Here is a 20,262-nt window from a genome sequence, read left to right on the forward strand (position 1 = left end):
AGCTCATAAGGGCTACATGTAGTCTTACTTTCCTAGACAAAAACTTCCAAACATTTTATCAAGTATTTCTGTTCTATCAAAGTTTTTAGAAATTGAAGATATACTAGCTATTGCTTCATTAAGATTGAAAGCAAAAAGTTCAAGCTCTCCTTCACTAAGAAGTCCAACACTCTCTTCTATACTCTCATATGCTTTTTTTACGGCTTCTAATTGTCTTTTAGATGTTAAAAGAAGGCTGTCTTCGTTTGAACTATTATCTAGAATTTCTTTTATTTTTGAAGCAAGCTCTGATATTCCTTCTTTACAATTTAAACTAGTATAATTTGAATCTATTTTTGAAGTATCAAATTTTGAAGGTAAATCTGACTTATTTAAAACATAAATGATATCTTTTTTAGGATATTCATTTAACATTTTTACAATTTGTTCATCTTCATTATCAAACTCTCTTGAGTTATCAAACATCGCAATTACAATGTCAGAGTTTTCAACAGCCTTCAAAGAGCGCTCTATTCCTATTTTCTCAATAGTATCACTAGCTTCTCTAATACCAGCAGTATCTACTATCTTGATGATATGAGTTCCTATGTATATCTCTTCTTCAATAGTATCTCTTGTAGTTCCAGCAATATCACTTATGATTGCTCTGTCATAATTTAAAAAAGAATTTAAAAGCGAGCTTTTACCGACATTTGGCTTTCCAACGATTGAAACTCTAAAACCTTCTATAAGCCCTTCTCTTCTTTTAGAACTATCATAGCAATTTCTAAGTTCAAGCCTTAAATCCTCTAATTTTTTTTGAATTTGATCCATCAAATCTTGAGGTAAATCCTCTTCTGCATAATCAATATTTACTTCAACAAAGGCTAAGATGTTAATTAAATTTTCTCTTACACTATCTACGAAATCTTTTATTTCGCCCTTCATTTGACGAGTTAAGATTTTTGCAGCATCAATGCTTTTAGTCTCAATTAGCTTTGCAATTGCTTCAGCTTCACTCAAATCAATTTTGCCATTTAAAAAAGCTCGTTTTGAAAATTCGCCAGGTTCAGCCAATCTTGCACCGTTTGATAATACTTCATCCATTATCATATTAGCAACAACTAAACCACCATGACATTGAAACTCAACTATATCTTCTGCTGTAAAAGAGTGGGGAGCTTTAAAATAAATGACAATTGACTCATCAATCATATCATTTAACTTATCATAAATTGGCGTTAAAGTAGCATATCTTGGAGTAAAAGTATCTCTTTTTGAAAGTTTTTTAGCAATTTTTAGGGAGTTAGCACCACTTACACGAATTACTGCAATTGAGCCAACTCCATGGCTTGTAGCTATAGCGGCTATTGTATCCACTACTCTTTATTTTTCCTATTAAAGTCATTCACAACAATAAATCTACCGCCCTCACGACCAGATTTTATGCCTACATATTTATTTGGAAATTCTTTTCTAAGAGCTTCAAGTGCAATCTTAACTAAAACACCATCTAATATCTTAGTTTGAGCACGACCAGTGTTATTGATTCTTTCTATTACTCCTACTAGATACTTAGAAATCATCTCTTCTTGATTTTTCAAAAACTCAGCAATTTCTAAACGAATATTAAGTCCATATTTTATATTAATCCAGTTATAAAGTAAATAAGATAGTGATTTGTATCTATATCCCTCTTTACCTATCAATAAAGCAGCATCTACTCCGCTAAACTCGATTAAAACCGTATCTTCACTATATGCTTCAACTTTTATCTCATCTAGTTCAAAACAGCTTTGAGAAAATAAAGAGTTGATATCTTTTTTTATCTCTTCTACTGCTATATTTACATCAACTTTTGGAGTGTTATATTCACTTTTCTTTGTAGTTTTTTTAGGTTTTTCTTCGGAAATTTGCTTTTCTTCTTTTACAGCTTTATTTTCTGGTTTTGAAGCTTTTTTTACTTCCTTATTTGTCGAATCTTCATTTTTCTTTTGTTTTTTTCTTCTTTGTCTACTTCTTCTACTTTTATCTTCTGATTTTTTATCTGATTTTTTGCCTGCAATACTAGCTTCAATAATAGCATTTTTACTAAATAAGCCTAAAAACCCTGAACTTGGATTTTGAATAACATTAAATGTAATTTGAGTTACAGAACAATTAAGCTCTAAAGCAGCCTTTGAATAAGCTTCTTCAAGTGTTTTTGCTTCTATTCTAATCATTTTTTAGCCTTTTTGTCACTTACTACTGGCTCAGCTTCTTTTTTCTTTGCAAACAAAGAGTTAACATAATACTGCTGAGAAATAGAAAATAGATTGTTAGTAAACCAATACAAAGTAAGTCCAGCTGGGAAAGTTACGAAGAAAAATGTAAATATCAATGGAAGATATTTCATAATTTTTTCTTGCATAGGATCTTGTATGTTTGTAGGTGTAATTTTTTGCTGAACAAACATAGTAACACCCATTGCAATTGGAAGTACAAAATATGGATCCATTACAGATAAATCGTGTATCCATAAAATCCAAGGTGCAGATTTTAACTCGATTGCATTTTGTAAAACTCTATAAATTGCAAAGAAAACTGGTATTTGCATAAGTATTGGCAAACATCCACCCATTGGGTTTGCACCGTGCTTTTTATATAGCTCCATCATGTGAGCATTTAATTTTTGAGAATCACCTTTGTATTTAGCCTGAAGTTCTTTTATCTTTGGACTAAGCTCTTTTAGCTTATTCATAGATACCATTCCTTTGTATGTCAAAGGAAATAAAACCAACCTAATAAGAAGTGTCATACAAACAATTGACCAACCCCAGTTGCCAAAAATAGAGTGTAACCAAGATAGTAACAAAAATAGTGGTTTAGAAATAAATGTAAAAAACCCATACTCTATGATATCAGTTAATCTTGGATCAATTCTTTTAAGAACTCTATGCTCTTTTGGCCCAATATATCCATGTATACTTAAATCTCCATCACCTTTTACAAATAAAAGAGGCTCTTCTTTATTTACAATACTAACTATAATATCAAAGCCTTTATCAAAGTTATAAAGTGCTGTTGTATAGTATTTATCTGAACCTGCTGCAATTTTTGCATCAATGAATCTTTCAGAACCAGTAGCATCACCTGCTTCAATTGGAGTATGAGTATCATCTGCTTCTTTTACAAATGCTCCATGGAAAGTATAACTATCAACTGCAACATTTGGTCTAAAACCTGGTGTTAAAAAATATTTTTGAGGTTTACTAAGCTTTATACTAAGATCATAATTACCATCTTTATAAAAAGTCAACTCTTTTATAACTTTAAGGTTACTTAGTGACTGCGTTAATTGAACTTTTACTCCATCATTATCTACTTGTACATTACTATTGTTAGCAACATAAGATGTAGCAAATGCTTCAGTATTTATATTTTCATTAGCAAATCTTAATTCCAATGGATATGGTTTTAATTCACTATCTATTAGTTGAATTCTTTCACCATTTTCATCTTTATATTTTTCTTCATTTAAATAAAACTTGCTAATTCTTCCAAGTCTATCTATATGAAGTTCATATCTTTTAGCTTTTACTGTAAGAATAACCTCTTCTTGGTTTTTCATACTTTGAGTATTTTTTGGCATACTACTAACACTATCTTGCTCTTTTACAGATGGTGCTTTATTTGAAGTTTCTTGTTTAACTTGAGTTTGTTTTGTCTGATTTACATCTACTATATTTTTCTTTGGAATAAAGTAGTGATCATATGTTGCGAAGAATAAAAATGATAAAACCGTTGCTATAATTATCCTACTCTGATTGCTCAGTTTATCTATCACGGCGTTCCCTTTTGAGATTAATTAAAAGCTTTTACTACGAAAAAACTTTTTTTATTTTTTGGTACAAACCAAAATTTAATTTTTACAACATGTTGGGGAGTATTTGAAACAAAAGAAGAAAGTTGAAAACTTTTAGTTATAACCGGATAATCAATTCCTCCACGGAACAATTGGTTACACCTTAAAATCCTCAAAGTACTATAAAACAGAGCTTTTAAAAGTCCATTATGTAAAATTTGCCACTTTGCGTACTCTGAACAAGTTGGATAGTATCTACAACTACCGTAACTAAACAGAGTAAAAAACTTTTGATACAGTTTTAAGACAAAAAGTGCCAAATGCCTCATGAATTTAAACAACCCATTCTCTTTAGTGACCAAAGAAAACCTTTCTTAAGCTCCACATAAGACATTTGGCTCATACGATCTTTTGCTACAAATACATAAATGCCATCAACTAAATCACTATTGATCTCTAAAAAAAGAGCTCTCATTCTACGCTTAGCTCTTGCCCTTTTGACAGCATTTCCAACTTTTTTACTAGCTGTAAAACCAACTTTTTTTTCTAAACCTTTTTTGAAAAAGACAACGACACCATCACTATGCCATTTCTTTCCCTTTTTGTATATGCTTGAAAACTCAGAACTTTGTTTGAGTTTTTCAAAGCTACCTATACTGCCAATCTTTTTCTACCTTTAGCACGACGTGCAGCAATTACTTTACGACCATTCTTAGTCTTCATTCTCACTCTAAAACCGTGTGTACGTTTTCTTGGAGTATTGTGTGGTTGATATGTTCTTTTCACCAAAAATCCTTCATTAAATTTGTTTTTTAGGTACGGATTTTACCTTTTTTTTACTTAAATAATCCATAAATTAAAACTTAAACGATTTCCAGAACCTCTTTTTTTAGAGCATCTTTATCAATCTTATCACTGTTTGGGCTAGTCTTTGGAAGCTTTAATTTATATAATATCCTAGAAGGAATCATATGATTTGGTAAATGTTTTTTAAGTTCAAACAATAATTCATTTTTTGGTATCTCTTTTGACGCACTATAAGCTAAAACTATCTCTTCTTCAATTTTTTCATTTGCTATTCCAAAGACTGCACACTCTTTTATAAAAGGAAGATTATCATAAACAACTCTTTCAACTTCATAAGGGCTTATTCTAAATCCACAAGACTTTATCATATCATCTTTTCTAGAAACAAAATACAAATACCCTTCTTCATCTTTATATACATAATCCCCACTGCAAACTACAATTTCATCAGTTAAATCACCTTCAAGATTTATAACTTTATCTAAAACTTTTATAGACTTATAAAATTTATCAGTTTGTTCTTTTGCATTCCAATACCCTTTATATATGTATCCTCCTCGATGAATTAATTCACCAATTTCTCTTGGTTTACACTCATATCCCTCTTCATTGATAACATATATTTCAACATCAGGTATTGCTTTTCCGATTGATTCAGGTCTAATTTTTAACTGATTTGGTTCAAGATAGGTTGAGCGAAATGCTTCTGTTAAACCATGCATTGAATAAAATTCTGCATTAGTAAAATGTGTTTCTATGTCTTTTATCATTTTATCTGTAAGTTTTCCACCGCTACTAGTGATTTTCCTAACTCCACTTAAGAGCTTTGGATTTGGTATAACTTTTTCATCAAACATCTCAGTTATATGTATTGGCATAAGAGGGATTATCGTTACTTTATCATTTAAAACATGATTAAAAAAATCACCTCCTAAAAGCATACTATGAATTGCCAAGGTTGCTCTTTTGTAGATTGAACAGCATATTTGATTAATTCCATAATCAAGTATAAAAGGTAAAACCCCACTTATAACATCATCATTTTGTAAATCAAGATAAGATGAAACTACTCTTGCGCTATCAATTAAATTTCTATGAGTTATTACAATACCCTTTGGAAAACCTGATGAGCCAAAAGAGTATGTAATACAAGCATTTGAATGGCCGTTTATATCACAACTGTATTTTGTTGTACAGCATTTAAAAATTTCTTCAAAAGAAACTATGTCTTTCTCAACCGCTTCATAAGTAATGATAGTACCGTTATACTCAATTTCTTTTATATTTTTTAGTTTATTTTTATCTGTTATAAGGCAATTTATCCCACAATCATTTATGATGTGTTGAACTTGTTCTGGTTTTAAAAGCCTAGAAATAGGAACAAAAATATAATCAGTTGATAAAATTGCAAGTATTGCTATGACTTGCTCTATATTTTTATAAGAATAAATTCCTATGCGACTTCCTTTTGGAAGTTCTAATTCACTAAGATAGTGAGCTACTTGATTAATTTTTGCAAAAAGCTCTTGATAATTTAACTTTTTATTTCCCTCAATCAAAGCAATCTTTTGTGGTGCTTTAACAACTGCCTTTTCAATCAAACTTCTCATACAATTAATTGACATGCTCTATCCTTTTTATACCCATCCTAAATCAAACTAACGCATAACAGGAGTACAAAGAGGCGTAAGATTTGAATATAAAAATATGCAGGACTGCTTTATTGCAATTCAAATATTTTTATATTCGAAGATTATGCCTCTTTGTACTCCCCGTAGGGCGTCTCTATTTTGACCACTATCTTTGTTAGATAACCTTTAACATAGCTTTGGCTATGCTAAAGAACATCTGCCGCAATAGTGAACAAAATAGAAACGCTGTTAAGCGTTAGTTTGGTTTAGGATGGGTATTTCTTTCATTCCTAGCGTCCATATATAATACTCTTTATCTAAAACTATAGTTGTAGAAGTTGTACTATTTAAAACTTTTCTATAAAAAAACTCAACAATTTTTTCTACATCCTCATAACTTAAAACCTTTGTAATACCACCAGTAAAAACTATACTTTTTAATAAATGCATATTAAGAGTAACATAAAGAGGTGTATGAGTTGAAACTTTACACAACACTAAAAATATCGATAATTGCATCAATATTTTCGTAGCTTCACTGCTTTGTTCTTCTAATATATTTTCTGTTACATTTAGATAATTCAAAAGCTCGTAAACAAATTCATTGTTTTTAGCTGTATAAACTAAACTTTCCCTAGATTTATAAACACCTAATTTTTTAAATACAAGTCTATCATACTCACTTTGACTTAGCATATTGTCTCTGACTAAATCTTTTGAATAATGTATATCAGTAGTTGCTCCACCAATATCTACAACTATAAATGGGTTTATTACTTCAAAATTTGCATCAATTAATGGTAAAGACTGATTTACAACATAAGGAGTTGGATAAATTTGATTTGAAGTTATTTCATATAACTCTTTGATGTCTTCTTTACCCACGATATCTTTTTGATAAAGATTTGTTAAATACTCTTTTAAATGCTCCTCTTTCATCTTCAAATCTTCATCAATTATATTTTCTAAAACTACTAAATTTTCGATATTTTCGCTTAAAAACTTAGCATCGTTTTTACTTCCAACATAAACAATATTATTATAATTTAATTTCTCAAGATAAGAAAACAGTCTCTCATCAAACAAGCCTCCAACACTATCGATTCCACCAACTATAATTACAACATCAAGTAGTTCGCCAGTTAGTGTTGAATTTTCTATCTGATGAAACAGTATGGTATCGATTATATTAATTCCAGAATTAAATGCTATATTTTTTGCATATTTGATACTAAATGATTCAGTTAAACCAATGATAAGAGTACTTAATCCTCCATTTGCTGAAGAGCAGATATAAACATCATCTTTATTGTACTTCTCTATGGTTTCACCAAACTTATTTAGCAAATCATCAAGAATACTTCTTTCAAAATTTCTAAATTTTTGATAAATTCCCTCTTTGGAGCTTACTTTAAAGTAAGTACTTCCAACATCAATTAGTAACTTACTCATGCATCACTCCTATATCTTCTATTATTTTATTGATTACTTCAGTTTTATCTTCACTTAGCTTAACTTTTGATTTTTCATAAGCCAAACATTTATCACTTATTGGCATATTTCCTCTATCAATGATTCTTATATTGCTTTGTTCATCTCTTATAGTTATTACTTTGTTGTGATTTATTATATGAGGAGAAAATGGCACATCAATTATCCCATTTTTAATAGCATTAAAAACTTTTCTCCACAAAGTATCAGCTCCATCATTAAAAACTGCTTCCATGATAGAATCAACCTCTTCTTGTAGATTTTCTTCCTCTTCTTCGTCACTCATTTCTGGAAGCCCGTTTAAAACTTTAAAAGTATATTTTGTATTTGCGACTGATTGAGCATTGCACTGCATGGTTGGGATTCCAAAAGCTTCATCTCTTGTTTTTACAATGATTTTATCAGCTCTAACAAGTCTTGCTATAAATGAGCTTGAATTTATAAGTGAATCAGAAAACTCTTTATCTCTTGGAAATGCTCCCATCCACTGGTGATAAACTAGGTTAATAGTTGCATCTTCTACGCCTATTTTTTTGGCATAAAACTTAGCAGTTTTTCTTAAAACATTTGCTGTTACTACATCTTGTATGACTGAGCCACTTTGAGCAAAACTAACTGAAAATGATTTTACACCCTCTTCAAGTGATAAAAGCATCTCCAAGAGTTGTATGACAATCGCAACACAAGGTGGCACTAATGTAGCTGTTAAAGGGCCAAATGATTCTCGGTTGATTGGTTCGTTAAGTTTTGAATAATCAGCACAAACTCTCTCAACATATTTCCAATATAAAAATGCTTTATCCAAAGGAAAATTTTTTGAGTAAGGAAGAAGATAAGTGATAGGCCCACCTTCAATTTCAAAAATGCCACTCGCGAGTGCATTTTCTATCAAAAGCCTAGCATCAGGAGTTCCATGCCTTAGACTTACTGGTCTATTAAAGTGTGTAATCATCTTTCTAGTAGTTCTGTATCCATGATTTACCAAAGGATATCCATTTAACATATCTACTTCATTTGCCTCACTCAAATCAAGCATTTTTTTAGCACTTGCATAATCATTTAATCTAGTGTGAGAATCTATCGTTAAAGGCAAAACATCAGTATCTACTCTATCAAACTCTTCATAAAGTGCAAATTGCTTAGCGTATGTTGGAAATCCACCTCTTGGTTGAGCTAGAGTCATGTTTGAATTTTTAAATTTATAAGATATAAATAGCTCTTTATTTGCATTTTTAATGAACTCTTTTATCTCATCAAAATCAAAGCTATCCACATACTCATTTTGAACTATTATTGCTCTTTCTTTTTCATGTAGTGTCATTTGCTTTGCCTTTGCTTTAAAAACTCTTCAAGCCTATCAAGTCCTGTATTTAAATCAACTTGATGAAAAATCAAATCAAAACCATAAGATTTATATTTTGGGATTATTTCATCAACATTTGCTTCTCCAACAGAAAGATTTCCACCAATAACAAAGACTACATCTTTTAGATCATACTCTGCTCTTAAAAATTGTAAATCCCTACACCAACCTTCAGCTTCACCATTTAGTGAAGATATGAGAAGTACATCAGCATCACTCTCAACAACCGCATCAATAAACTCTTTTAGATAAGTATTTACTCCTAAATTAAATACTCTAAAACCTCTTGCTTGAAGAGATATATCTATAAGTCTATTAGCAACTACATGTATATCATTTCCAACTACACCTGTTACAACTTTGTACATACTTTGCCCATTAATTAAAATTAGGCTAAATTTTATCTAATTTACTTTTAAGTTTAGATATAATCGCCAAAAAGGAGCAAGTATGAATTTTTTTACAGCTGATTTATGCGACAAATACAAACATAATGTACAAGTTTGTGAACCTGTTTTTAAATCTTACGGTGGGCTAAATAAATTTTATGGACAAATTGCTACATGTAAATTAAAAGACAACAACGCTGAACTTATAAAACTTTTAAAAAGCGATGGAAATGGTAGAGTTTGTATTGTAGATGTTGATGCGAAATATCTAGCAGTAGTTGGTGATAAACTCACGGGCTTTGCATATGAAAATGGCTGGAGTGGAATTATTGTAAATGGTTATATAAGGGATATAGAAACTACTAAAAAATTTGATGTAGGACTTTTAGCACTTGGAACTTGTCCTAAAAAAGCTTATCATGACAATGATGGCAAACTTGGTATAGATTTAGAATTTGCTGGAGTTATATTTAAAGAGGGTGATTATGTATATGTTGATAGTGATGGAGTTATAGTATCAAAACAATCATTATTGGATTAATCTCTTTATTTTTATTTGTAGGTTGCACAAAACAGCCAAATATAAACTTTGAGCAAAAAAAACTTGAAAATATGCTTTTGGGTATGAGCAAAAATGTAAAAAAAGAGGAAGCTTATACTCTTTCTAAAAAGGCAATTTCATTTTCGCTAAGTTTAAAAGAGAAGTATGATTTAGTAAAACCTCCTTTATATCATAATTTTTTAGTAAATATTGGAATTAAAAAAAGAGGACTTTGTTGGCAATTTACTTATGATATGCTTGATATGGCTAAAAGCTTAAATTTAAAAAGTTTTGATTATTATATAGGTGGAGCAAATATCAATGATTATTGGCAAGAACATAACACTTTAGTTGTTACATGTAAAGGATGTAAATTTAAAGATGGCATAGTTCTTGACCCATGGAGAAATTCTGGAAATTTGTATTTTAATTTTGTGAGCAATGATAAAGAGTACAAGTGGAAACAAAGAGGCAATAAAAGATGACAAATGAAAAATTTATAAAAGATACAAAAACTGTTTTAAAGTTCATACAGCTATATTGTGATGAAAAACATCAAGATGAGAAAAAAAGTAATGAAACCCTACATTTAAACTATAAAAATGTAGATTTAAAAGAAGAAGTCAATTTTAATCTATGCTCTACATGTAAAAAAACTTTTTTATACTCTTATGAAAGATTACAAGAGTGTCCACATGAAGAAAAACCAAGATGCAGGAAATGCCCAAATCCTTGTTACGAAAAGAGTGAATGGAAAAAACTAGCAAAAATCATGAGATTTAGTGGAATGAAACTAGGACTTTTAAAAATCAGAAGACTCTTTAAGAAGAGTTGAGTACTTAGCATAAATCTCTTGATTGTTATGTTTTTTTGCACCATTTATGAGGATTTTACATTTTTTTATAATCTCTTCTTTGACTTCTTTTGAGTATTTTGAATTTAAGAATTTAACTAATGAATCAACATGGTATGAATCAATAGCAAATATTTCACTTGAGAGTTGAGGGTGACCTGCTCTTTTTATGATAGCCTCTTTTTCAACTAATCCTATATCAAATGCAAAAGAAACCCTCAAATAAAAATCATAATCTTCACAGACTCTAAGATTTTCATCAAAATAACCGACTTTTTCAAAGACTGATTTATGAACCAAAACAGAGCTACATGCAATCTTACATGTAGAGATATTTTTTAAAAAACAATTTCCTTTTGGTTTTGCAAGTTTTTTGGGGTATTTTACAAATTTATCGCCTCTTTTCCATTTCTCTAAAGTGTGGGAAAATAGTATGGAAGGATTATTTACATGTAGATTTACCTGTTTTTCTATCTTATCTTTTAACCACAAATCATCGCTATCTAAAAAAGCTATCCAATTATTTTTTGAAGATTTTATACCTATATTTCTAGCACTTGAAACTCCTTTATTTGGAGTTTTTAAGTACTTTACATCATAGTTTGAAACCACTTTACATGTAAAATCACTTGAGCCATCATCTACAACGATAATTTCATCTATTTTATAAGTTTGATTTTGTACAGACTCTATAGCCTCAGCTATAAAGTCTGCACGATTATATGTAGGTATTACTACTGAAATTTTCAAGTTATTTCTTTTTTATAATAACTTCTTCACCGTTTGCAACAACTTCTAAGTCATCACCATCACTTACCTCATCACTAAGTATCATATCTGCTAATCTATCTTCGATGAGACTATAAACTGCTCTTTTTAAAGGTCTTGCACCATAAACTGGATCAAATCCTGCACTTGCAATCAATTTTTTCGCTTCACTTGAAAGCTCTATTGTAATATCTCTTTCTTTTAGCTTATCTTGAAGCTCTTTAAAGATAATATCAACAATTGCTTCAATTTGCTCTAATCCTAATGGATTAAAGATAACTATATCATCAAGCCTGTTTAAAAACTCTGGCTTAAAGTTTCTCTTTAACTCATCCATAACAGCATTTTCACAATTTGATGGATCAGCCATAATCTTATCACTTGCAATGTTTGAAGTTAAGATTATGATAGTGTTTTTAAAATCAACCACAACACCTTTGTTATCAGTCAATCTTCCATCATCCAAGACTTGCAACAAGATATTAAACACATCAGGATGAGCCTTTTCTACCTCGTCAAAAAGTATAACACTATATGGCTTTCTTCTAACAGCCTCAGTTAATTGTCCACCTTCATCATATCCAACATATCCTGGAGCTGCACCTATTAATCTACTAACTGAGTGTTTCTCCATGTACTCACTCATATCAAATCTAATCAAAGATTTTTCAGTATCAAACAAAAACTTAGCTAGTGCTTTAGCACTTTGAGTTTTACCAACACCTGTTGGCCCTAGGAACATGAAGCTACCTATTGGTCTAGTTGTAGCACTAAGTCCTGCTTTATTTCTTTTTATAGCTCTTCCAATCGCGCTAAGAGCTTTATCTTGTCCTACAACCTCTTCTCTTAGCTTATCTTCGATATCAAGTACTTTTTGCTTATCGCTTTGAAGCATTTTATTTACAGGAATTCCAGTCCATTTACTAACAATACTTGCAATCATCTCTTCATCAACACTGTTTTTAAGCAGTGTTCCAGCTTCAACCATAGCATCCCACTGTTTTTTAAGCTCTTCTTCTTTTTTTAGAAGTTCTGGGATTCTACCGTATTCAATTTCTGCTGCTTTATTAAAGTCACTGTTTTTCTTAGCAAGCTCAGCTTCTCTTTTTAAATTTTCTAGCTCTGTTTTAAAGTTTGCAATTTTTTCGAACACTTGCTTTTCATTTTCAAACTGTGTCTCAAGTGCTTGTTTTTTCTCTTTTGCGTTACTTAACTCTTTTTCTATCTCTTTTAATCTTTGTTCATTCTTCTTATTTTTTTCCATCAAAAGAGCTTCTTTTTCGACCATTAGCGTACTAATAAGTCTTTTTACTTTACTAAGCTCAGTTGGCTCACTCTCTATTTGCATCTTAAGCTCACTTGCTGCCTCATCTATCAAATCAATCGCTTTATCAGGCAAAAATCTATCAGTGATATATCTATCACTAAGTTTTGCAGCAGCTACTAATGCACTATCTTGGATATTTACACTATGATGAGCTTCAAGTGATTCTTTGATACCTCTTAGTATCTGTAAAGCTTCATTGATACTAGGTTCATCAACTTTTACAGGCTGAAATCTTCTTTGTAAAGCTGTATCTTTTTCAAAATGCTTTCTATACTCTTTTAGCGTTGTTGCTCCAATTGTGTGAAGCTCACCTCTTGCGAGCGCTGGTTTTAGTATATTAGCAGCATCCATACTACCTTCACTTGCACCTGCACCAACAATAGTATGAATTTCATCTACAAAAAGAATGATATTTCCATCTTTTTTAACTTCTTCAATTACTGCTTTTAACCTATCTTCAAACTCTCCTCTATACTTAGCTCCTGCAATGAGTGCTGCCATATCCAAAGCAATTAATCTTTTGTTTTGCAAACTAATAGGCACATCCTTACTAGCAATCATTTGAGCTAAGCCCTCTACGATTGCGGTTTTACCAGTACCTGGCTCACCTATTAATATAGGATTATTTTTAGTCTTTCTAATGAGTATCTGCATCATTCTGTGGATTTGCTCATCTCTTCCAATTACAGGATCTAACTTTCCTTCATTTGCCATCCTTGTTAAATCGATTCCATATTTACCAAGAGCTTCAAGAGTCTCTTCAGCAGTTTGCGAATCTATCTTTTTACCACCTCTTAGTGCTTCAAAATTCTTTTTAAATTCCAATACATCAACATACTTAGCTATTATCTCTTTAAATAGATTGATATTTGCCAAAAGCCAAGTATCAACAGCAATATAGCTATCTCCTTGCTTACTCATTAATCCTTCTGCATTATGAAGTGAATCAACTAATGATTTTGAAATTTTAATGTTTTCTTTTGTAACACTAGAAACTTTTGGTAGTTTATCTACTGCACTTTTAACTTCTAGTTCAATTGCAGCTTTATCAATATTCATCTTATTAAATACTTGATTGAGTATCGATTCGCTATTTGTAATTAAAGCCCACAATACATGTAAAGGTACTACTTCTTGGTTTTTACTATGAAGTGCCAGGCTCAATGCACTTTCAATTGATTGTGTCATTTGGTGAGTTAATTTTTCAAAAATATTATTTTGGTTTTTCATCTTAGTCTCCTTTTTGGTTTATACCAAAGTTTATTTGATGTTATTATACAACTTTAGTCTATCTTTGTCAAGTTTCTTTAGTAATTTTTTTAACAGTACTGTTTTAAGGCTTTCTTTTTTATGCAGAAAAAATCGCTTTATAGATTTTTTAGTAATTTTTTTATATAATCTACTTCTTTATTAAAGGAGCATAAATGAAACACCTCAAACTCATTGCTATAGGTTTTGCTACCACTCTCATAGGATCATCACTTCTTATGTCAAATGCCTTTGGCTCAAGTGGCGAACAAAGTAGATTAGGAGCACTTGCAAAATACACAAAAGTGCTAGGTACAGTTGAAAAATACTATGTAGATGATTTAAATATAACTGACATCATAGATAAATCAATCAAAGGACTTTTAGCAAATTTAGATGCTCACTCATCATTTCTTGATACTTCAAGCTTTAAAGACTTAAAAATTCAAACAGATGGAGAATTTGGAGGCCTTGGAATTACGATTGGTATGAGAAATGGAGCACTTACAATAATCGCTCCGATGGAGGGAACCCCTGCTGATAAAGCTGGCGTAAAAGCTGGAGATATAATTTTAAAAATTAATGACAGATCTACTCTAAATATGACTATTGATGAAGCAGTAGGTATCATGAGAGGGAAACCTGGAACTTCTCTTACTTTAACAGTTGTAAGAGAGGGAGAGAGTAAACCTCTTGAAATTCCTATTACTAGAGATATTATAAAAATTGATTCGGTTTATTCAAAAACTATTGAAAAAGAAAATATTTTATATGTAAGAGTTGTTAATTTTGACAAAAATGTAGTTAAAAAGACAAAAGAAGCAATCAGCAAAAATAGAGATGTAAAAGGAATCATAATAGATTTAAGAAATAATCCTGGAGGACTTTTAAATCAAGCTGTTGGATTAGTTGATTTGTTTGTTGAAGATGGTGTTATAGTTTCTCAAAAAGGAAGAAATAAACAACAAGATAGCGAATACAAAGCAACTAAACAAGGCACTATCAGCAATGTTCCACTTGCTGTATTGGTAAATGGAGGAAGTGCAAGTGCGAGTGAGATCGTAAGTGGCGCTTTACAAGACCATAAAAGAGCAGTTATAGTTGGAGAGAAAACTTTTGGAAAAGGAAGTGTTCAAGTCATACTACCTGTAAATGAAACAGAAGCTATAAGATTGACTATTGCAAGGTATTATTTACCAAGTGGAAGAACAATACAAGCTGTTGGAGTAACTCCAGACATCACAGTTTATCCTGGAAAAGTTCCTCATAAAACAAATGAATTTATCATCAAAGAAAAAGAATTAAAAAAACACTTAAAAGAAGAACTTAAAAAAGTAGATAAAAAAGATAGTAAAAAAGAGAAAGAAACAAAAAAAGAGAAAGAAGATACTAAAAAAAGTATCATCACTCAAGATGATGTTTTAAATGATTTACAATTAAAAAGTGCTATTGATGTTATCAAAGTACTAAGTATAAAAAACTAGGAGAGAAAAGTGGAAAAATTGGATCTATTGTACGAAGGAAAAGCTAAAAGGCTTTTTAAATGTAAAGATGAAAATCTTCTAATTGCTGAATTTAAAGATGATTTAACTGCAGGTAATGCGGCTAAAAAAGGTAGTGAAGCTGGAAAAGGAGCTCTTAATTGTAAGATTACTACTCAGCTATTCAAGTTACTAGAAGACCATGGTATAAAAACTCACCTAGTAGAAACTTTAGATGACACTCATCAGCTTGTTAAAAAAGTAGATATTATTCCTATCGAAGTAGTTGTAAGAAATATAGCTACTGGTTCACTTACAAAAAGACTTGGAATCAAAGATGGTACAGTTCTTCCTTTCACTTTAGTTGAGTTTTACTACAAAGAAGATGCGCTAAATGATCCAATACTAAATGATGAACACTGTATTATGATGGATTTGGTAAAAAGTGAGAGTGATTTAGAAGAGTTAAAAAGACTTGGTCGTGAGATTAACTCTATACTAAAAAAATTCTTTGCTGAGAGAAATTTAAACTTAGTTGACTTTAAAGTTGAATTTGGAGTTGATAAAGATGGAAATATTCTTTTAGCAGATGAAATAAGTCCTGATAGCTGTAGATTTTGGGATATGAATACAAACGAAAAATTAGACAAAGATGTTTTTAGACAAGATTTAGGTAGCGTAAAAGTTGCTTATGAAGAAGTTTTAAGAAGAATACTAAGTAAAGGATAGATATGAAAGTAGTAGTAAATGTGCAATTAAAAGAAGGCGTACTTGATCCTCAAGGAAAAGCTGTACATCACGCACTAAGTTCACTTCATTTTAACGAAGTAAAGGATGTTCGTATAGGTAAGCAAATCATACTTAATTTAGAAGAAACTGATAAAGAAAAAGCTAGAGAAAGAGTCGCTAGTATGTGTGAAGAGTTACTAGCTAATACGGTAATTGAAAATTATACTATAGAGATATTATAATGTTTAAAGTAGTTGTTGCAGTATTTCCAGGAACCAACTGTGAAATAGATACAAAATATGCTTTTGAAAAACTAGGAGCTAGTGTTGAGCTTGTTTTTCACAAAGAAGAAAAACTTCCAGATGATGTAAATCTTGTTGTTTTACCTGGTGGATTTAGCTATGGAGACTATTTAAGAAGTGCAGCCATTGCAAAATTTTCTCCTATTATGAAAGATGTTATTAGATTTGCAAATGAAGGAGGAAAAGTTCTTGGGATTTGTAATGGTTTTCAAATGCTTCTTGAAACAAATCTTCTTCCTGGCGCTATGAAAAGAAATGCCAATGTTCATTTTATCTCAAAATTTCACTATCTAAGAGTTGTAAACAATGAAAATAACTTTTTAAAAAAACTAGAAGTTAATCATGTAGTAAATATACCTATCGCTCATGGCGAAGGAAACTATTTTATTGATGAAAAAGGTCTTGAAGAACTTTATAAAAACAATCAAGTATTGATGAAGTATTGTGATGAAAACGGAATCGATAAAAATCCAAATGGCTCAGTAGACAGCATTGCTTGTATTTGCAATAAAGAAAAAAATGTATTTGGTCTTATGCCTCATCCTGAGCGAGCGATTGAATCAATACTTGGCTCATCAGATGGAGTAAAAATGCTACAAGGTCTTATGGAAGACTGATGAAGTACTCATGATTTTTATTAAAATTTCAAATAATGAGGAATTTTCATTGAAGCTTCGCTTTAATGAAAAGGAGATTTACAAGTGAAACTCATTTTAGTCAAATTAGTACTTTTTTGTACTATATTTTTATCATTAAATGCTGAAGAAGTTTTTTTTTCAGTATATGATACAAATAACACTACACTAGAAACTAATTTGACAAATGAGTCAAATAGCTCATCAGATATAACTCAAAAAGAGGTAAAAGCAAAATCCGTTTTTTTAAAATATGAAAATATACCTTCAAGAGTATATGTAAATGAAGTATTTTCTATAAAAGTAAAAGCCGTCATAGCTACCCAAAACTTTGAAGAGCTACAAACCTCTTTTGATGTAGAAGATGGAGTTCAAATCCTAAATCAAAATAGTAATTGGAAATGGTTTAGTGATAATATCTTTTATAATACATACTATGTTAAGATAAGCAAAAAAGAGGCAAAACTACCTACTATTAGACTTGGTATATTTGAGAATGACAAAGAGGTAGACAGTGCACTTTTAAAACCTAGTGATATTAACATAGTTGAATTAAATGGCAATAAATATTTTAGTGGAGTGATTGCTAACTCTCTAAAGATAAAAAAACACAAAACAACACAATTTGATGATAAAAACAACATCATAGTATTAGAACTTGAAGCAAAAAATTCAAACTTAAAAGATTTTCATTTAGATTGGGTAATAAGAGATGGAATTGATTCTAGTGAAACAAACCTGCCATTTGAAAAAATTTACTACTATGCAATCATACCAAATTACACTAAAAAATTTGATTTTACCTATTTTGATAAATCGCAAAACAAATTTATAAAAAATTCAATCCCAATAGCAGTGCTAGATGATAGTGTCAGTACACAAATTGATTTAAATCCTGAAGATAGTTCATTAAAAGTGTACAAAGATACTCTTTATGCCCTTATAGCTCTCAGCTTACTTATACTTTTAATCAAAAGGAAAAAAATTGTATATTTTATTTTGTTAATGCTACTAGCAACTTTGTTTATATATGATAAAAATCCATTTAATTCTATCAAAATAGAAAAAGGAACGAAACTTAAAATTTTGCCAACTAAAAAATCAACTATATTTTACATAACAAATAGAACACTTTATGTACAAAAACTAGATACTAGAGATACTTATATAAAAGTTTTACTTCCAAATGGAAAAATTGGATGGATAAATAAGGAAGATAAGTGATAGGAATTTTCATTGAAGCTTTTCTTTAGTAAGGAGATTTACAAGTGAAAGAGATATTTGCAAAAATTAAAGGTTTATTTATAATAATAGAATTTGTCATTACAGTTATAACAACTATTGCACTTTTATATTTATTCCCCAAAAAAGGTCACAAGATAAGACAAACTTGGGCAAAAATGCAAACTTATATAATGGGATTTAAGATAAAAGTCATTGGTGAACCTGATTTGGATGCAAAGCTACTTCTTATGAATCATCAAAGTGTAGTTGACATTATAGCTCTTGAAGCAATTTATCCAAAAGATGAGTGTTGGGTAGCTAAAAAAGAGATTGGAGAAATTCCTATATTTGGGCATATTTTAAGAGCTCCTAAAATGATTGCAATAGATAGAAAAGACAAACGTTCAATGGTAAAAATCATTAAAACAAGTAAAGAAAGAATCAATGAAGGAAGAGTAATCTCTATGTTTCCAGAAGGAACAAGAGGCAAAGGGGATAAACTCTTAAAATTTCAAAATGGTGCAAAAATATTAGCTGAAAAATTAAATCTAAAAGTTCAACCAATTGTCATAGTAAATTCTAGATATATTTTTGATTCAAAAAAAATAACTGCACATAGTGGGCAAATGAGTGTTATATACCTTGATAGTATAAATCCAAAAGATGATGAAAATTGGTTTGAAAAAATGAAAGAAGAAATGAGTAAAAGGTTAAAAGATGAGTTGGCAAACTATACTAGCAATAGGTAGCGGAGGATTTATAGGAGCAGTAAGTAGAGCATATTTAAATGGTCTTGTAAATAAAAATATCCCTCATGACTTACCATTTGGAACACTTAGTGTAAATTTACTTGGTAGCTTGATTTTGGGAATTTTGTTTGCATTTTTTAATTATACTGAGTTTTTTTCAGTTCATGTAAAATCATTTCTATCTACTGGGATGATGGGAGCATTAACAACCTACTCTACATTTGCAATTGAGACTTTTTGGCTACTAAATGCTGGAAATATTGTACTTGGAATTAGCAATATACTCTTAAATGTTATAGGAACTATTTTAGCAGCTGGCATAGGCTTTAAAACTGTTATACACTTTTTAGAATCATAGGCAATGCTTTTGTTTTTAGCCTTTTGGCTAATTCTTTACATGTAGACTCATTTTCTTCATCTATAATTGGAAACTCCATATGAATTGTTGAAATTTCTTTAGGGAAATGTGGGCAAATCTCTTTAGAGTGGGAACAAATTGTAAGTATAAGATCAAAGTCTTCTTCAACTATATCATCTATGATTCTAGGTTTTAATTCTGAAAAATTTATGCCCTCTTCTTTTAAAATCTTAAGAGCGTTTTTATTGATATTATCATGACTTTCAAGTCCAGCCCCAATAAATTTTATATTCTCTATATTATTGTTTTCATTTATATATTTCTTTAGTAAACCCTCAGCCATTATTGCTCTACAAGGGCTTCCTGCACTTAAAAGAAGAACTCTTTTCATAATTTTTCCTTATACTATATCAATGATTAAGTATATATTTATATTCTTAAAAATATTTTAATTTTTTAAAAAAAATTATCTAAAAACTAAAAAAGTTTCAATTTTGTTCTATTTTTACACAATAGCTTTAAACCTTGATACTAATAAACTAA

Annotated in this window: 23 protein-coding genes; 10 read left to right on the forward strand and 13 right to left on the reverse strand. The window is 30.3% G+C overall.

The genetic code is table 11. The features are described from left to right. Positions 1-24: 24 nt before the first annotated feature. The 10 genes from mnmE to glmS all read right to left on the reverse strand — a co-directional run bounded on the left by mnmE (position 25) and on the right by glmS (position 9,483). Positions 25-1,359: a tRNA uridine-5-carboxymethylaminomethyl(34) synthesis GTPase MnmE gene (gene mnmE / locus ACKGJI_RS06590; protein WP_458699495.1), complete on the reverse strand. Its 1,335-nt coding sequence runs from the start codon at positions 1,357-1,359 to the stop codon at positions 25-27. Then, on the reverse strand, positions 1,359-2,201 hold the full coding sequence (locus ACKGJI_RS06595; RefSeq protein WP_458699496.1) for a Jag N-terminal domain-containing protein: 843 nt from the start codon (positions 2,199-2,201) through the stop codon (positions 1,359-1,361). Before ACKGJI_RS06595 ends, mnmE begins: the two co-directional genes overlap by 1 nt. After that, a complete protein-coding gene (gene yidC / locus ACKGJI_RS06600; RefSeq protein ID WP_458699497.1) occupies positions 2,198-3,805 on the reverse strand; it encodes a membrane protein insertase YidC in 1,608 nt (535 codons plus the stop codon). The genes ACKGJI_RS06595 and yidC overlap by 4 nt, the downstream gene beginning before the upstream one ends. A 17-nt stretch (positions 3,806-3,822) precedes the next feature. Beyond that, a complete protein-coding gene (gene yidD / locus ACKGJI_RS06605; protein WP_458701709.1) occupies positions 3,823-4,152 on the reverse strand; it encodes a membrane protein insertion efficiency factor YidD in 330 nt (109 codons plus the stop codon). Next, the gene (gene rnpA / locus ACKGJI_RS06610) at positions 4,149-4,487 is read right to left on the reverse strand and encodes a ribonuclease P protein component (RefSeq protein ID WP_458701710.1); all 339 of its coding nucleotides are present in this window, start codon (positions 4,485-4,487) and stop codon (positions 4,149-4,151) included. The genes yidD and rnpA overlap by 4 nt, the downstream gene beginning before the upstream one ends. Further along, a complete protein-coding gene (gene rpmH / locus ACKGJI_RS06615) occupies positions 4,475-4,609 on the reverse strand; it encodes a 50S ribosomal protein L34 (RefSeq protein ID WP_458699498.1) in 135 nt (44 codons plus the stop codon). The genes rnpA and rpmH overlap by 13 nt, the downstream gene beginning before the upstream one ends. Before the next feature lie 77 nt (positions 4,610-4,686). Further along, positions 4,687-6,255, reverse strand: coding sequence for an AMP-binding protein (locus ACKGJI_RS06620; protein WP_458699499.1), 1,569 nt, complete (start codon positions 6,253-6,255; stop codon positions 4,687-4,689). A 255-nt stretch (positions 6,256-6,510) separates the two neighbouring features. Then, positions 6,511-7,713 (reverse strand): glutamate mutase L, encoded by a 1,203-nt coding sequence (locus tag ACKGJI_RS06625; protein ID WP_458699500.1) that lies wholly within the window; start codon positions 7,711-7,713, stop codon positions 6,511-6,513. Beyond that, complete coding sequence (locus tag ACKGJI_RS06630; protein WP_458699501.1) at positions 7,706-9,073, reverse strand: methylaspartate mutase; 1,368 nt, start codon at positions 9,071-9,073, stop codon at positions 7,706-7,708. The genes ACKGJI_RS06625 and ACKGJI_RS06630 overlap by 8 nt, the downstream gene beginning before the upstream one ends. Continuing rightward, on the reverse strand, positions 9,070-9,483 hold the full coding sequence (gene glmS / locus ACKGJI_RS06635) for a methylaspartate mutase subunit S (RefSeq protein WP_458699502.1): 414 nt from the start codon (positions 9,481-9,483) through the stop codon (positions 9,070-9,072). Before glmS ends, ACKGJI_RS06630 begins: the two co-directional genes overlap by 4 nt. An 82-nt stretch (positions 9,484-9,565) precedes the next feature. On the opposite strand from glmS, the gene rraA reads away from it, so the two are divergent. The 3 genes from rraA to ACKGJI_RS06650 all read left to right on the forward strand — a co-directional run bounded on the left by rraA (position 9,566) and on the right by ACKGJI_RS06650 (position 10,880). After that, positions 9,566-10,045 carry a ribonuclease E activity regulator RraA gene (gene rraA / locus ACKGJI_RS06640; protein ID WP_458699503.1) on the forward strand — a complete coding sequence of 160 codons (480 nt, stop codon included), beginning with the start codon at positions 9,566-9,568 and terminating at the stop codon, positions 10,043-10,045. Positions 10,046-10,128: 83 nt separating this feature from the next. Beyond that, complete coding sequence (locus ACKGJI_RS06645) at positions 10,129-10,530, forward strand: hypothetical protein (protein ID WP_458699504.1); 402 nt, start codon at positions 10,129-10,131, stop codon at positions 10,528-10,530. Then, positions 10,527-10,880, forward strand: coding sequence for a nitrous oxide-stimulated promoter family protein (locus ACKGJI_RS06650; protein WP_458699505.1), 354 nt, complete (start codon positions 10,527-10,529; stop codon positions 10,878-10,880). Before ACKGJI_RS06645 ends, ACKGJI_RS06650 begins: the two co-directional genes overlap by 4 nt. Here ACKGJI_RS06650 and ACKGJI_RS06655 read toward each other — a convergent pair. Both ACKGJI_RS06655 and ACKGJI_RS06660 read right to left on the reverse strand, forming a co-directional pair. Then, on the reverse strand, positions 10,848-11,648 hold the full coding sequence (locus tag ACKGJI_RS06655) for a glycosyltransferase family 2 protein (RefSeq protein ID WP_458699506.1): 801 nt from the start codon (positions 11,646-11,648) through the stop codon (positions 10,848-10,850). The two genes, ACKGJI_RS06650 and ACKGJI_RS06655, sit on opposite strands and share 33 nt — an antisense overlap. Position 11,649: 1 nt before the next feature. Then, entirely contained in the window at positions 11,650-14,223 is a 2,574-nt protein-coding gene (locus tag ACKGJI_RS06660; RefSeq protein WP_458699507.1) for an ATP-dependent Clp protease ATP-binding subunit, read from the reverse strand. A gap of 257 nt (positions 14,224-14,480) precedes the next feature. Between ACKGJI_RS06660 and ACKGJI_RS06665 the strand changes: the two genes are divergently transcribed. The 7 genes from ACKGJI_RS06665 to crcB all read left to right on the forward strand — a co-directional run bounded on the left by ACKGJI_RS06665 (position 14,481) and on the right by crcB (position 19,719). After that, the gene (locus tag ACKGJI_RS06665) at positions 14,481-15,725 is read left to right on the forward strand and encodes a S41 family peptidase (protein WP_458701711.1); all 1,245 of its coding nucleotides are present in this window, start codon (positions 14,481-14,483) and stop codon (positions 15,723-15,725) included. 9 nt (positions 15,726-15,734) lie between these two features. After that, on the forward strand, positions 15,735-16,451 hold the full coding sequence (purC, locus tag ACKGJI_RS06670) for a phosphoribosylaminoimidazolesuccinocarboxamide synthase (protein ID WP_458699508.1): 717 nt from the start codon (positions 15,735-15,737) through the stop codon (positions 16,449-16,451). 2 nt (positions 16,452-16,453) lie between these two features. Next, entirely contained in the window at positions 16,454-16,693 is a 240-nt protein-coding gene (gene purS / locus ACKGJI_RS06675) for a phosphoribosylformylglycinamidine synthase subunit PurS (protein WP_458699509.1), read from the forward strand. Next, entirely contained in the window at positions 16,693-17,370 is a 678-nt protein-coding gene (gene purQ / locus ACKGJI_RS06680; protein ID WP_458699510.1) for a phosphoribosylformylglycinamidine synthase subunit PurQ, read from the forward strand. The genes purS and purQ overlap by 1 nt, the downstream gene beginning before the upstream one ends. Before the next feature lie 84 nt (positions 17,371-17,454). Further along, the gene (locus ACKGJI_RS06685) at positions 17,455-18,612 is read left to right on the forward strand and encodes a hypothetical protein (RefSeq protein ID WP_458699511.1); all 1,158 of its coding nucleotides are present in this window, start codon (positions 17,455-17,457) and stop codon (positions 18,610-18,612) included. A 44-nt stretch (positions 18,613-18,656) separates the two neighbouring features. Continuing rightward, on the forward strand, positions 18,657-19,361 hold the full coding sequence (locus ACKGJI_RS06690) for a lysophospholipid acyltransferase family protein (RefSeq protein WP_458699512.1): 705 nt from the start codon (positions 18,657-18,659) through the stop codon (positions 19,359-19,361). Further along, positions 19,330-19,719, forward strand: a complete 390-nt coding sequence (gene crcB / locus ACKGJI_RS06695) for a fluoride efflux transporter CrcB (RefSeq protein ID WP_458699513.1) — start codon at positions 19,330-19,332, stop codon at positions 19,717-19,719. The genes ACKGJI_RS06690 and crcB overlap by 32 nt, the downstream gene beginning before the upstream one ends. On the opposite strand, the gene ACKGJI_RS06700 is transcribed toward crcB, so the two are convergent. After that, complete coding sequence (locus tag ACKGJI_RS06700; RefSeq protein WP_458699514.1) at positions 19,697-20,110, reverse strand: arsenate reductase/protein-tyrosine-phosphatase family protein; 414 nt, start codon at positions 20,108-20,110, stop codon at positions 19,697-19,699. The genes crcB and ACKGJI_RS06700 overlap by 23 nt on opposite strands. Between the last annotated feature and the right edge of the window lie 152 nt (positions 20,111-20,262).

This window comes from Sulfurospirillum sp. 1307 (genome assembly GCF_054408545.1).